The following is a 14,744-nucleotide window of genomic DNA, read 5'->3' as shown; positions in this document are numbered from 1 at the left end:
GCCGCGCCGGTTCAGTCGCACGGTTCGAACATGTCCGTGATGTACGTGACGGCGCCGCTGCCGTCCTCGTGGTCACCGGACCACACCAGCTCCGGGTGGTCGTCAGTCGTGATCGAGTACATCTCGAAGGTGGGGTTCCAGTCGGCGTGGGCGTGCGGGATCTGCGTCATCGCCTGCCGCACCGGGGTCGCGGTGGTGACGCCGTAGGGCAGCCGCACGTTGGCCGGGAGGCTGCCGGTCGACACGGTCCAGCCGACCAGGGCCGAGTCCGGCCGGCCGGGCCGCCGGATTGTGACGCTCAGGGCGCCCCAGGTGAGGGTCCGGCGGGCCTCGGGCGGCAGGGGCACGACCGAGCAGGCACCGTTGCTGTCGCGCAGCTGTGGCGGGCCAAGCGCCGCCCGGAGTCGCCGCTCGGCCGCGTCGCTAGGGCCGTTGACCGAGAAGCCGGCGATGGCGGTCTCGGTCAGCTCGACCGGGGCCGACTCCGGGCCCTGGACGGTCACCGTCACGGGTCCTCTGATCTGCTGCCCGATTCCCGTGTAGGCGGTGGTCGCCGCGCTCAACGCGTCCTTGACCCCGCCGGCCGGGGTGAGCCAGCGCTGCCAGAACCGCTTCCAGCTCACCGCGTCGGCGGTGAGGTCGCCGAGCGCGTCGGCGAGCTTCTCGGTGCACTGGCTCACGACGGCGTTGAAGACGTCCTCCGGTGAGCCGGCGCCGTTGCCAATCCGCACGGTCGAGCCCAGGCAGCTCAACACCTGGGGCAGCTCGATAAGCGCCTTGACCTGCCGGACCGTCTCACTCTCGTCGGTGCCCAGGAACAGGCCGGCGAGAAACTTCGTCGCGATCCACACGATCTCGGCGAGGAAGGTGCTCGGGCTGGCCTGGAGCTGGACCGTCGCCGGCAGCGCGGCGGCGCTCAGCGGGACCGTCGCCCGGTCGCCCCGCGACAGGTAGCCCTGCACCGACAGGTTCGGATACAGCCGGGCGGTCAGCGCCTTCACCACCTCGTTCTCGGCGTCGTCGGACCGTGCCTCGACGGTGAGGTCGTGCGTGAGGAACAGCGACCACACGTAGTCGGCGCCGTTGGCGATCACGAGGTCGACCGATCCGCCGTCGACCCGCAGGCACGGGCGCACGGGGCTGTCCGCGGCCGTTGACCAGCCGCCGCCGGTGCCCGGCGCGAGCTTGATCGGGCCGAGCGCGGGCGTCTCCGCATCCTGCGGGCACTCGGGCGGCGCGGCCGGTTCCCCGGTGGCCCGGGCGGCGAGCGCTCGCAGCCCCGGCAGCAGTACGACCGGCCCGGCGAAGGCGAGGAACTTCGCGGACAGGTGCCACAGCTCGGCGCGCAGGACCCCGGAGTCGTCGACGTCGGCGGCCACGAGGCGGTAGTCCCGGTCCGCGGTGCCGCCCGTGTACAGCAGCGCCTCCCGTGCCGAGGCGCCCGGCGGGAGCCAGCGGCCGGCCAGCCGCACACTGACTGCGATCGGGAGCAGCGGCTGGACATCGCCGCCCAGCGCCAGCTCGAACCGCAGCCGGGGCACGTGCCACTGCGGCAGCGGCCCCGGCTGGTCCGCCGCGATCGCCGCAGGCTGTCCGCCGCTCAGCCGCGTCCTGTCGCGGACCGCACCGGCCGGCACCGAGACGGTCAGCTCCCCGAGCCGGAACGTGCCGCCGTCCGGGCCGACGGTCACCGCGTCCGCCGACCTGTGCCGGTACACGGCGCCGACGACGACGATCGCGATCGCCGTGACCAGCGCGGCCACGGCGATCCACAGCCGCCGCCGGCCGCCGGGCCGCTCGGTCGTCTGCGCCGGACCGGTCATTGCTGCACCGTAGCCACGGCATCAGGACGGCCGCACCGGATGATCGGCCACATTGGGTGCCGCAGACGACGAGTGGGATTCCGGCGCCGCAGCACGAGCCCGGCCGTGACGACCTCAGTAGCCATGCGCCTTCGAGGCTCCGGTTCCTGCCGAGTCACGCGTCCGAGGGCTCCCGTTAACGCCGGTTGAGACCGTACGCTGAGCTGGTTACGCTATTGGCATGTGCACACGTTTTCGGCGTGTGTGCTGGGCGTGGGGTCCCCCCTTCGACACCACCCTTGGTGGAAAAACACCAAGATCAGAATCCGGCGCACACTCAGGCATCCCCGCCACCTGAACCGAGCGGGTGACCAGCCCGCCCGGTTTACGCACGTCAACACCCACCCCGGGCGGCGATGATGACCGCCATCCAGCGCACCATCCCGGCCGTCGCCGAGCAGATGATCGCGGCGCTGATCCCCGCACCGCTCCCCCGCCGACCGCCGGAACCGGCGCCGCTGCCGGCCCTGCCGGCGAGCTCGTCCGCCCACCGCGAATTCGAACCGATGCTCCCGGTGCTGGACATCGCGCGGCTGGACCGGTCCGGGCGAGTGTCCGCCCGATCGCTGCTCGACCAGCTCGGCTGGCGCCCCGGCCAACGTGTGCGCATCGACGTCATCGGCGGTGCGGTCCTGATCCGGGCGGCGGCCAGCGGCCGACCCTTGATCGGCGCGCGCGGCGGCCTCTCCCTGCCCGTCGCGGTGCGGCAGATGTGCGCCATCAGCGCCGGCGACCTCGTCGTCCTCGCCGCCGAACCCGCCCACGACCTGCTGATCGTGCACTCCGTGGCAACGGTCGCGCGACTGCTCGCCGGCCTGCACACCCACCTGACAGCCGACGGCCATGACCGTTGACCCGGCGTGCGTTGCACAGGCGTGGAAGCTCCTGGCAGAACTCGGCGTCACCGTCGCCGACCTGCAGCGCTGCGCTCAACCGGCGCGACCGACGTTCGACGCCTACCTTCCCCAGGTCCTCGCGGCCGCCGGCCCGGGTGCGCTGCGCGCCTACCGCAGCTACTGGCACCGCATGGCCACCGCCTGGGCCGGCATCCCGATCGACGCCGTCACGGCCGGCGACATCCAAGCCATGCGGCAACAGGTCACCGGCCGCGCGCGTGTCCGGCGCAATAGTCGCAACGGCCGGCACGCCGGCGAACTGCTCGTCGCGGCCGCCCGCGCCTTCTACAATCAGGCCGTCGCCGACGGACTGATCCAAGCCGCGGACAGCCCCGCGCACCGTGTCGCCAAACCCCGGCGCCTGCCCAGCACCCGACGAGCGTTGACCCCCTTCGAACTCATCGAGATCAATCAGGTCGCCCGCACCACCGGCAACGACACTATCCTCGACGCACTGCTGCTTCGCCTGCACACGGAGACCGCGTGCCGGCGTGGCGGCGCCCTCGGCCTGCGGCTGCAGGACCTCGACGCCGACCGCAGCCTGCTGCTCCTGCGGGAGAAGGGCGGCACGGTCCGCTGGCAGCCGATCACCCTCGCCCTTGCCACTAGCCTCACCCAGCACGCCGCCGTCCGCGGCGCGATTCTGCCCACCGACGCCCTGCTCCGGTATACGAACGGCAATGCCCTGACCAGCCGCCGCTACGACCAGCTCTGGCACCGTATCGGCCAGCACCTGCCCTGGGTCGCCATGCACGGCGTCACCGCCCACTGGCTACGCCACACCACACTGACCTGGGTGGAGCGGCACTTCGGCTACGGCGTCGCCCGCGCCTACGCCGGCCACACCGACACCACCGGACCAGCCACCACCACCTACATCCGCGCTGACCTCCAAGCCGTCGCCACCGCGCTCGCCGCGATGACCGGGCAGCCACACCCGCTCGCGGGCCCGTCCGGCGACGTTCCGGGTGGTGTATTGCAGACTTGAACACCCGCCCAAAGCGCGCTGCCGGTTCTGAGACCTGCGCTCGCTGGCGGGCGTGCCGCAGGGCGTCGGAACGAACGGCACCTCTCTGTGTCAAGCCGTCAGCAGGAGAGAGGTGCCGTCAAGTTGACAGGCCCTCGGTTTGAGCGTCGTATCAGCCGACAGCGCCCCGGAGGCAGCACTGGCACGGCTAATCCGCGGAGTGTGGTGAACAGATGCAGACGGTTCGCATCGGCGGCTGAACGCCGCGTCACCGGACGGATAAGACGACACCAGCCCCACAATGGCCGGGAGTCGCCGACCATGTGCCTCGATCTTCATCGACCGAACGTCCACCAATGGTGTGGTCGTGTTGGCGCCCGTTCCCGGCGTCGCGACACTTGGAGCAGTGCACCATGTCCCATGGTGATCGGAGTTTGATGGCCTGCAATAACCTGCTCAAGCAACTTCATGAGGTTGAGGCGAATCCGAGGGATACAGGAATGCTCGGGTCGTTCGGCGAAGCGATCGCGGCGGTCCTGCTCCACGACGTTCTTGATCACGAGATCGTTGTCGACGAGGCAACCCGCGGCAAACCGCAGGGCCTTGATCTTGCCACCTTTGACACGCAGTCCGAGCGCCTGATGGTGGTGGAGGTCAAGACGACTGGCAGTGAGAAGAGCGTCGGTCCGCGGATGGGCAGGACCATCTCGACTAGGCAGATGAGCGACGACTGGGTGGCGAGCCACGAAGCCACGCCCGGGGGCATCAGTCGCATCGTTGAGGCGGGCCTGGACAACGTCGACCTCGCCGATGTCGTCGAGGATGCCGTCGGCAAGCTGGTGGTCCACGTGAACACGAGGAACGACACGGTCACGGTGCATGAGGTCGACGCGGACGGCCGAGTCGGCGGAGTCACGCACAGCATTGGCCTGCGGGACCTGGTCCGCTTCGCCGACGCGATGCTCGAGAAGCGCTGATCAGACCGGATGAGTCGAGATACGAACCGGTCCAGGCGAGGCCTGACCAAGTCGAACGGTCGGCCACATGGGCGTCCTCAGGGACGACCTCTGGGCAAGCCGGACGGTTCCACGCTAACCGGTCCGGTGCTCCAGAAAGGCGACCCGCCAACCACGCAGGACGTCGACCTGTTCGCGGCGCGGTATGGTCTGGCGATTCCACTGGCATGGCGTCTCTGGAGCCGGCGCAACGGCTGGCAGCGTCAGGTGGACGGCGGGTGGGAGCTCCTCGGTTTGACGCCGGCGCCGTCCGGCCTGGACGTGGCAGCGATGCTCGCAGGTATCCGGTTTACGGTGCCCGGGTTCCCAGCAAAGCTCGTGCCAATCGAGTGGCTGCCTGAGCGGCAGCTGGCGTGCATGCGTCTGGACGGAACCAACGACCCACAGGTCGTCATCGTGGATCTCGACGATCCGCAGACCTGGGACGACACTCAGCCGGTGGTGGACCGGTTCTCGCTCTACGCGGACGAGTTCACCCGGCAGGCACATGCGCTCCGCAGGATCGCGAAGTTCCTGGCGCATCAGCAGGACCTAGTCCTGGCCGGCCGCCGGGCCGCCGATCAGGCGCCCCGGCCGGATGACTGGCGGGTGTACCGGTTCTGTTCGCAGAACGTCGTCATCGCCCTGGTGCTGCTCCGCTTTGACCGGGACCGAAACGCGCTCAGCGTGGGCGATTGCCTCATCACGCAGCTGTCGCGGCTCGACCCGGATGCGCCGGCCCGGGCGGTGTGCACGCTGCTGCTAGCCGAGGCGCACCGGTCCGGCGGTAACCTGTCCATCCGTTTCGTCACCGGCAGCGGCCGCATTACCGCCGCCGCGCCCATCCCCCGGGCGATCTCCCAGTGGGCCGGTCGTTGCGGCATTGCGCTCGACAGTGCCGATGGCGTCATCCCCGCCGACGCCGCGCTGCGGTTGTTCGTCGCGTCCGTGCGGGTCAGTGACCAGCTTCGGGAGCGGATCGGGGCGTTGCCTCCCGCGGCGGCGGCTGCGGTGTGCCACGGCATCGCCAGTGGAGTCTGGCCTTCGGCCGCCGTGGAGGCGATTCTGACCTGGTCGCACCGCCCTACTGTGGTGCTCAAGGGTGCCACCGACCCACTGGACCGGGCCTGGCATACCGTCGATCTCCTCGACGCACGCGAGGGCCTGCTGATCGCCGCGGCGGTGCACCGGATTGCCGCCGGTACCGGCGACACGCAACTGGACGCCGAGGACACGCAGTTGCCCGTCGACCTCGTCGTGCATGCCGATCGCACCTGCACCGCGTCCGCGGAGACGATCGACCTGACCGACTGGCTGGTCTGCGGCGCCTCGACGTTCCCGGCCAGCGTCCTGCGTCTGACCGTCGCGGACGCCGAACTCGACCAGCTGCCGGATGCGGTCCTGGCTGCGGTGCCTCGGCTCTTCGGCGGGGGTGCGGTGCTGTGCCCCAGGGACCTCCGATCGCTGGACGGCGCGGTGCTGGACGCTTTGGACCGGGAGGCGCGGCGTGCCGGAGTGATGCTGCTGGCCGGGCCGCAATACACGCCGAGCCTGACGATGCGGGCCGCTGACACGCTCGCCCGCGCCCGAACGGCTCGACAGTGACCGGCCGCATCGTGGTGATCTGGGCGATGCCGGGTCCGTGGCCCGGCGGCAGCGGACCGGATCCTGACGGCTTCACCGACGTGGTCCGCTCGGCCGTCACGGTCGAGCGGCGGGCAACGCAGGGCCATCTCGGCCAGGAAGAGCTGCGCCGGTACGCGACCGCCTGCACCGCAATCGAACGTCTCGCCCGCCGCCGCGGCTCCCCCGTCGCCTGCATCGCCGCTGACGTGCTGGACGCCCTGCCCCCCGCACAGCACGGAGCCGGTCGAAGCCGGGCAGGGTTCCACCCACCGGATCAAGCGCCCGACTGGCTGCGCGATCTCGCCTGCGCGTTGGACCAGCAGAGCGCACCGACGGTGCTGGCCGCGGCCGACCGCATCCAAGCGGAGGCGAGCGGGGTGGTCCTCTCGCCATCCCCGATCCCTGTCGGCCCGCAGCTGACCGCCAGCGCCACCAGCACCGTTGCGGACGCGCTACCGTATTGGCCTGAGCCCGAGGCTGCCGAGCAGCTCCGGTCGGCGGCACCCCACTGGGCCCCGTTCCGCGCCGCCGACGAGCGGGTAGCGTCAGCCCGGCAGTTGTGGACCGAGCTGGTCGCTGCGGTAGGCAGTGGCGAGCCCTTGCAGGTCGGCTCTGGGGCACGCCACGAAGTGATCACCGAGGTTCTGCACCAAGCCGCAACCCGCGTCGGTGACGGCCGGCCGGTACGCGTGCTGTATGTAGACGGCTCGGAGGCGCAGCCGTTCCCGCTGCACCGACCAACGAGCGACACCGTCGCCATAGGGCGAACCATTCGGGTCGGGCTCATGTCGATGCGGCACAGCGAAATCGACAGAAGCGTCGATGGGTACTGGTTCCGTAACCGGATGGTATCCACTAGTCGTACGCTCGCGGATACCGATGCGTTCTGCGCCGCCGCAACCCTCGGCAAGCTCCGCGAGCTGACCGCCGCCGGAATCGGTGACATCGAACTGGTGCACACCGGGTTCGAACCGGCCGTCGTCGGCTTCTACCGGGGGCTGACCACCTGGATGGCAGGCGGCGGTCCGACAGTCCGGGTGCAGCCCCTCTATCGCATCAACGGCAGTCTCGTCGAAGGGTCCGCCTGGGGCGCCACGAACGGAGCCATACGATGATTCGGGACTGGAAAGTCGCCTGTAAGGACTGCGGGCGGCTCTTCACATATTCCGACCAGTCGGCGCGGGACGCAGCGGTACGCGGCGAGTCACGGCCCGAACGCTGCGTCGAGTGCCGTTCGAAGCACAATCGCCAGACCAGCCGGATGGGCGCCGCGTACGTCGACCTCGACCCGGGAGACCGGCCGGTGGTGGCCGGAGAGCTGAAGGCCGGCCGGCTGGGCCGGCTCGACCGGGGGTCCCGTCCACACCGTCCGCAGCACACCACGGCACCAACAATCGGCGAAGGCACGTTTGGCATCACCGACGACCACATCGGCGAGCTGCTCGATGCGATGGAACAGCATCAGGTCGTGGTCGTCGAGGCCCCCACCGGATCCGGAAAGTCGACGTTCCTGCCGTGGCGCCTGCTGAACCCGCCTGCACCGTACCCAGGCGACACGGTGACCCGCCACGGCCTGATCGTGGTGACCCAGCCGCGCATCGAGGCAACCCAGGGCATCCCCCGATACATTGCTGGAAGGCTGCACGGCGCCGCCGTCGGTGCCGGCGTCGATATCGGCTACCGGCACTCCGCCGCCCGCGACCAGGCGGATTCCCGCAACAGGCTGGTGTACACGACTGACGGCACCCTGCTGAACATGATCCGCCGCGGTGAACTGCACGGCTGCTCGACGGTCATCATCGACGAAGCGCACGAACGCAGTCTCAACATCGACCTGATCCTCGCGCTGCTGCGCCGCGAGCTGGTGGCGCTGCCACAACTGCGGCTGCTCATCGTGTCCGCCACCATCGACACCCGGGCGTTCGCCGAGTTCTTCCGTCCGGAAATCCGCTCGACCACGATGCGCCTACCGGGCAAACAGGGCAAGCCGGTGTACGAACGGTGGCGCTCGGCGCCGGAGATACCGCTGAACCAGTGGGCCGCCCGGATGCCGGGCGAGGTGGCCGGCACCGCCTACGAGGTGCTGCGGTGGATGGCGAGCGGGGAACGGCCACCGGATGTGCCGGAGGACGTGCCGACGTATCAGGGCGACCTGCTGGTTTTCCTGCCCGGTCGGCGGGCGATCAACGCTGTGATCAATGATCTCGAGGAGTCTGTCGGCGACGACGAGGACCTCGCCGGCAAGGTGCAGATCCTGCCGTTGTATGCCGAACTGTCGCAGGCGCAACGGACTCGTGCCCTGACCGCCGACCGGCGCCCCAAAGGCGTCCGCTGGCGGGTCATTGTGGCGACCAACATCGCCGAGACGTCGCTGACGGTCGACGGCGTCCGCCATGTCATCGACTCGGGTCTGATCAACACTACCGAATGGGACCCGGCGACCCTCACGACGATCGTCCGGCCGAAGGCGCATTCGCAGTCAGGTCTGCGGCAGCGCCGTGGCCGGGCGGGACGCACCGCGCCCGGTGTGTGGCATTGCCTGTTCAGCCGGGATCAGTTCGATCAGCTGCCTTTCGAGACGCCACCGGAGATCGTCCGGGCGCCGCTCGAGCGGGTCGTGCTGACCGCTGCCGCCGCCGGCGTCAGCGACCCTGCTTCGCTGCGCTGGCTCGCGCCCGGACCGCCGATCGACGAGATGCGGCGGGCGTACGCGACCCTGCGGGGCATGGGTGCCGTCACCGCCGACGGCGACCCGACACCGTTCGGCAGCGAACTGGCGTCGTCGCGGGAGTCGTTCGATGCGGCCGCGATGCTGATGTGCGCCGACGAGGCCGGCGTCGCCGTCGAGGCGGCCACTGTCCTGGCCGCGATGCACGATCGGCAGTGGGTGAAGGCGCTGCACTGGAGTTCCGGCTGGCCGGCGATCACCCGCCTGCACGCAGACCGGCTGCACACTGCACTGCTCTCCGACTGTGTCGACGACCTCGACACGACCCTGCTACTGGTCCACGAATGGGAACGGCTGCGGCCCGATGAACAGGACGCGGCCGCGCAGCGATACCTGCTGTCGGCCGGCACCCTCAACGCCGTGCTGCGCCGCCGCGAAGGGCTGCTGCAGTCCCTGCAGTCGAGAACCAAGACCGCCGAGGTCCGACCGATCGAGCCGGGCCTGGCCGACCGGCTGCGCCGGGTCATCGCCTGGGCCGGGCCGAACGCGATCTACCAGTACAACGACGACACGTGGCAGGCGGCACTCGTGCCCCGCGCCGACCCTGACGTCGTCGCGCGACTGCACCAGGGAGCCCGGCCCGTGATGGATGCCGACACGCTGCTGTCACGGACCGCCGACAGGCCGGAATACCTTATCGCGCTCGTCCGGGACCGGCGGCGACGCTGGACCTCACCGCTGCAGGAACCCGAGGAGCAGGTGACGCTGTCGTTCTGCGTCGCGTTGCGCGGCGAGCATCTCGCCGGCGACGTCCCCCTCCTCGCCCACATCGCCGGGCAGGAACCGTCCAGGCCGCTGCAGCCGCCGACTATCCTGCCCGGTGAACGCGTCCTCGTCGAGCCCGTCGGGCAACGCAGTCATGGCACCCAGGTGCGGGTGCTGGCCACACAGCCGCCGGTTGCCGTACCCGACATCGAACTCGCCGTCGGCGACGACACCGCCGAGGAGAGCGGTGACCTCACGCAACGCGAAGCAGTCGGCAACGATCTGAGCGGTCTCGATCCTGACCTGGTCAGCGCCGCCGACTACCTGGTCGCCGACGACGACACGACGTCGAGCGCCCCCGGAACCGGCAGCACCGATGAGCCGGTCAACCTGTTCGCCGGCCTCGAGGTCGTCGTCGACCAGTTCGATCCGAACCATCCGATCGTCGCGGTGACCGCCGTCGTCGACGGCACCGTCTACGCCGCCCAGGACCCGATCGCGGCGGTGGAGCGATTTACTGGGCGGTTCGGACCCGGTGACGAATGTGTCGTTCAGGTGACCGAGATCCGCCCGACGCAACGGGACCGGCGGCGGATCCTCATCGCCCGCGAAGAGGTCACCGGCGTGGAGATCCCGCTGACCGGTTACGACGTCGGCTCCGGAGTCCGGGACACCATGCTGGAGAGCTGGCCGGTCGGAACCAGGCTGCGGCTTGCCGTCGTGGCCACCGACACCGCCACCGGCCTGGTCCAGTTGTCCGCATTACCGTGGATCGCGTCCGCAATGGCCCGGCTCGCCGACGCCGGCGGGGAACCGTTCGCCGGCACCGTCGTCGATGCGCGCAACGAGTCGTTGTACGTATGCCTGACCCCGGACGGCACCCGGCTGCGCGCCGACGACCCGCCAGTCGCCTTCGAGTTCCGCGCCGACGACCTGCCCGCCCGGCCTACTGAGATGGCGATCGGCCAGCAGGTGCGGGTACGGCTCGGCAAACGCCCACGCCGCACCGCTTCCGTCGACCTCGACCTGCCGGACCTGCGGCTGCCGACCGGCCCGTTCCAGCGCACCGGCCGGTCGCTCACACTGTCCGGTCCGGCCGCACCTCGCGACATCCTCGCGATGTACCGGGCCGCGGGCAGCCTGCCGCTGGACGAGGCCGTCGCCGTGCACCGAGCCCTCGGCCTGCTGCTCGCCCGTGCGCTGCGGCAGCGGGCCCGGATCATCGACGTTACCGGCATCATCCGGCTGGGGACGCGACCGCGCTGGTCCGCGACGGTCCTCGCCGTCGCGGACCGCCAGGTCACGGTGGAGGTGGACGGAATCACGACCAACATCCCGAGCAATCATCTCGCGTGGCCCGGACAGCAGCCGCCGTCGCTGTCTCCCGGTGGGACGGTCGACGTACACGTCACCGAAGTAGACCCGGAACAGGGCCGGGTGCTGCTCACCCTGCGCGACCCGGCCAAGGACCCGCTGGCCGGCCTGACCGTCGGTGACGTTCTTACCGGTCAGGTCGTCCGCGCCGAGCGTGCCGGCCTGCGGGTCGCGGTCGCCCGGACCGGAACTGAAGTGTTCGTGCCGGCGCGGGAAACCCTGGTACGCCGCGACCTGGAGACGGTACTTCCCGTCGGCAGCACGCTCCGGGTCAGACTGATCGAGATCAACACCGAACGGCGGAATCTGATCGGCAGCCGGGTCTTCCAACAGGCCGAATGCCCGCTGCCAGACGACATCGTCCGGCTGATCCAGGCAGATCGTGGCCCCGACGTCAACCGGCTCCGGGCACTGACCGGTCCCTCAGCGGATCTGCGGATCGACGCCGGGAAACTGGTGATGCGCTGGACTGATGAGCCCAGCAACCCGACTCCGTGGGACGCGCAGCGGGCGATCGAGACGGTGGCCTCGGGTCAGCTGTCCGAGATCGACGTGCCGCACACCGGCCCCCTCGATGTGCCTGCCCGGGAGCGGTTGTCCCGCCAATTCGGCTGCCTGGTGCGGTTGGACCGCCGCAGCGGAGGAGGCGAACGACCCAACTGGACGGTCATCGTCGCCCACCCACAGGCCGTACCCGCGGAGACGATCACGGCGGCGCTGGTCCGCCTGTACCCTTACCGCATCCGCGCCACGAACCTGCAGACCGACGGCACTGTACGGTTCAACAACGCCCGGCAGGCATTTCAGAATGCCGAACGGGAACGCCGGGCCCGCAAGGAGCCGGCCTCGTTGCTCTTCCGGCAGGATCCCTACAACTACGTAGACATCGGCACGGGCGACACATGGGATGGATTCGCTGCGCGGTTGACGAACTTCGGGCTCATCCTCGTCGAACCACAATGGATCTACGAGGACCGAATCACGGTCCGTTCGTCGCGGCCGATGTGAGCGGCTCAGTGCAGACTTGGACACGCTTGAGTTGCAGCGTTGGAGCACAGCGTAACGGGCCGCAGCAGGTGTAAACGATGCTGCACCAGTGGGCGATCATTGGTACCAAGCCGACCACGATCGCGAGGCTCGCCCGAGACGCCTGCAAGGTGGCAACCTACCTGCGCGGAGGGCTGCCGCGCGCCCTGCGCTACTGGCGCAGCTGTCCGGACTGCGGTGCTGCTCCCGGCCGGGCGTTAGGGTTTGTCCGGCAGCAAGCCGGACAACAACGGGGAGAAGAGCATTGGGATCCAGAAGATCGACTGCGCACCCGCGTCCGTGTCGACCACTACTCGTCCGAGGAGGCCCAACCGCTCAAGCAAGCGTATGTGGTCGCCGATCGGCCACCAGGCGCCGCGGCGCGCGTTCATCAGCTGGGCCGGCGAGCTGACACCCGCCCATAGATGCAGGTCGCCGGAGGTGCTCCCTTCGTGTGTGCTGCTGCCCAGGATCGCCCTGGACGACACCGCCGCATCGAACGATTGATTTCGATGCAACCAAAACCTAGGCTCGCAGCATGACCCCGACCGACCTGCACTCACTCTCCGTAGTGGTACTGGCCGGAGGCCGCGGGACGCGACTAGGGAGCCTGTCCGAAGACATTCCCAAGCCGTTGGTGGAAATCGGCGGGCGGCCGATTCTGTGGCACATTCTTCGGCTCTACGAGGCAGCCGGTATACAGAATTCCATCATTGCCGCAGGTTACCTCGCCAACCGGATCGGAAGGAACTTCGACCGCTCCCCGACCGTCCAAGTTGTTGACACCGGCCTGTCCACAAGCACCGCCGGTCGGGTGCGACGGCTCGCCGGAATCCTGCCGGAGACGTTCTGCCTGACCTATGGCGACGGCCTCAGCGACGTCCGGATCGCTGATGTCGTCGAGTTCCACCACCGCCATGCACGAGTGGCAACAGTGACCGCTGTGCAGCCGCCGGCCCGTTTCGGTGCGCTTTCATTCACCGGCGATCAAGTCACCGCCTTCGCGGAAAAGTCGCACGTCACCGAGGGCTGGATCAACGGCGGGTTCATGGTCTTCGAGCGCGCTGTGTTGGACTGGATCAACGACGACAGCAGCAGCCTCGAGCAAGATGTGCTTCCTAAACTGGCCGGAGACGGGCAACTCGTGGGCTTCCGACATGAGGGCTTCTGGCAGTGCATGGACACCGCGGACGACGTCCGTTATCTGAACGGGCTGTGGGCGGAGGGACGGCCGCCATGGCGTACATGGTGAGCGCCGGTTTCACCCGCTCCCAGGCTCATTTGTCGCGGGCCCAGCGGGCAATCCCGGGAGGCGCGCACACATATGCGAAGGGCGACGATCAATATCCGGAGGGCATGGCACCGTTCATCGACGGCGGCGACGGCTGTCGGGTCTGGGATCTCGACGGCAACCGGTACGTGGAGTTCGGCAACGGTTTGCGCTCGACGACCCTCGGCCACGGCCATCCAGCAGTGGTCGAGGCAGTACGCGGCCGGCTCGACACGGGCGTCAACTTCGTCCGGCCGCACCGCCTCGAAGCGGAGGCCGCCGAGCGGTTGATCGAGCTCATCCCGAGCGCCGAAATGGTCAAGTTCGGACTGAACGGTTCCGACGCCACCACCGCTGCGGTCCGGCTGGCGCGGGCGTACACCGGTCGTGACGTCGTGGCGATCTGCCGGCAGCATCCGATGTTCGCTTCCGACGACTGGTTCATCGGCAGCACGCCGATGGCGGCCGGCGTGCCGGCCGCCATCCAGCGGCTGACCGTCTCGTTCACCTACAACGACCTCGACAGCCTCGCCGAGGTGTTAGCGAACCACCCGGGCAGCATAGCGGCGGTGGTGCTTGAGGCGGAGACGGTGGAGCCGCCCGCGCCCGGCTTCTTCGCCGGGCTCCGCGAGCTGTGTCATCGCCATGGGACGCTGCTGATCCTAGACGAGGTGATCACCGGGTTTCGCTGGCACGAGCGCGGAGCGCAGTACGTATACGGCATCGAGCCGGATCTCGCGACGTTCGGCAAGGCCCTGGGCAACGGGTTCCCGATCTCCGCGCTGGTCGGCCGGCGCGAGGTGATGCGGCTCGGCGGCTTCGCTGGTGACCGGGACCGGGTCTACCTGCTGTCGCAGACCGCCGGGGCTCAGCCGTGGGCGCTGGCCGCCATGCTTGCCGTGATCGAGGTCTACCAGCGGGACGGCATCGCCGGGCGGTTGCACGAGATCGGCGCCGAGCTACGCCGGGGCATCGCCGAGGTGGTGGCCGCCGCTGGTCTGTCCGACTTCTTCCAGCTGCGCGGCCGGGACTGCAACCTGGTGTACGTGGCCCGGGACCAGGACGGCACTGCTAGTCAGGAGTTCCGAACCCTGGTGTTGCAGGTGCTCTTGGAGCACGGCGTGCTGGCGCCGTCGTTCGTGGTGTCGGCCGCCCACGACGCCGAGGCGGTGGCACAGACCGTCGATGCGGTGGCCGCCGTGACGGTACCCTACCGACAGGCCTTGGAGCGGGGCATCGGCAGCGTGCTGCGCGGCCGTCCGGTGCGCCCGGCGATTAGGTCGCGCGGGTGACAG

The 14,744-nt window shown here is 69.5% G+C and carries 9 protein-coding genes; 8 read left to right on the top strand and 1 reads right to left on the bottom strand.

Annotation, left to right across the window (positions count from 1 at the left end):
• Positions 1 to 11: 11 nt before the first annotated feature.
• Positions 12 to 1,823, bottom strand: a complete 1,812-nt coding sequence (locus AC6JBM_RS05085; RefSeq protein ID WP_497982463.1) for a hypothetical protein — start codon at positions 1,821 to 1,823, stop codon at positions 12 to 14.
• A 395-nt stretch (positions 1,824 to 2,218) separates the two neighbouring features.
• Between AC6JBM_RS05085 and AC6JBM_RS05080 the strand changes: the two genes are divergently transcribed.
• From AC6JBM_RS05080 to AC6JBM_RS05045, 8 genes are all read left to right on the top strand, one after another.
• Positions 2,219 to 2,716 carry an AbrB/MazE/SpoVT family DNA-binding domain-containing protein gene (locus AC6JBM_RS05080; protein WP_497982462.1) on the top strand — a complete coding sequence of 166 codons (498 nt, stop codon included), beginning with the start codon at positions 2,219 to 2,221 and terminating at the stop codon, positions 2,714 to 2,716.
• Positions 2,706 to 3,746 carry a tyrosine-type recombinase/integrase gene (locus AC6JBM_RS05075; RefSeq protein ID WP_497982461.1) on the top strand — a complete coding sequence of 347 codons (1,041 nt, stop codon included), beginning with the start codon at positions 2,706 to 2,708 and terminating at the stop codon, positions 3,744 to 3,746. The genes AC6JBM_RS05080 and AC6JBM_RS05075 overlap by 11 nt, the downstream gene beginning before the upstream one ends.
• A gap of 479 nt (positions 3,747 to 4,225) precedes the next feature.
• Positions 4,226 to 4,702: a hypothetical protein gene (locus AC6JBM_RS05070; RefSeq protein WP_497982460.1), complete on the top strand. Its 477-nt coding sequence runs from the start codon at positions 4,226 to 4,228 to the stop codon at positions 4,700 to 4,702.
• A gap of 126 nt (positions 4,703 to 4,828) precedes the next feature.
• Positions 4,829 to 6,325: a hypothetical protein gene (locus AC6JBM_RS05065; RefSeq protein ID WP_497982459.1), complete on the top strand. Its 1,497-nt coding sequence runs from the start codon at positions 4,829 to 4,831 to the stop codon at positions 6,323 to 6,325.
• Positions 6,322 to 7,461 carry a hypothetical protein gene (locus AC6JBM_RS05060; RefSeq protein WP_497982458.1) on the top strand — a complete coding sequence of 380 codons (1,140 nt, stop codon included), beginning with the start codon at positions 6,322 to 6,324 and terminating at the stop codon, positions 7,459 to 7,461. Before AC6JBM_RS05065 ends, AC6JBM_RS05060 begins: the two co-directional genes overlap by 4 nt.
• Entirely contained in the window at positions 7,458 to 12,161 is a 4,704-nt protein-coding gene (locus AC6JBM_RS05055) for a S1 RNA-binding domain-containing protein (protein WP_497982457.1), read from the top strand. The genes AC6JBM_RS05060 and AC6JBM_RS05055 overlap by 4 nt, the downstream gene beginning before the upstream one ends.
• A 556-nt stretch (positions 12,162 to 12,717) precedes the next feature.
• Positions 12,718 to 13,431: a sugar phosphate nucleotidyltransferase gene (locus tag AC6JBM_RS05050; protein WP_497982456.1), complete on the top strand. Its 714-nt coding sequence runs from the start codon at positions 12,718 to 12,720 to the stop codon at positions 13,429 to 13,431.
• Positions 13,416 to 14,741, top strand: coding sequence for a glutamate-1-semialdehyde 2,1-aminomutase (locus AC6JBM_RS05045; RefSeq protein ID WP_497982455.1), 1,326 nt, complete (start codon positions 13,416 to 13,418; stop codon positions 14,739 to 14,741). Before AC6JBM_RS05050 ends, AC6JBM_RS05045 begins: the two co-directional genes overlap by 16 nt.
• The last annotated feature ends 3 nt before the right edge of the window (positions 14,742 to 14,744 follow it).

The sequence above is a fragment of the Dactylosporangium thailandense genome, from assembly GCF_059739745.1.
The sequence above is the reverse complement of the archived record's forward strand: the minus strand, read 5'-3'. Positions and strand labels throughout refer to the sequence as shown.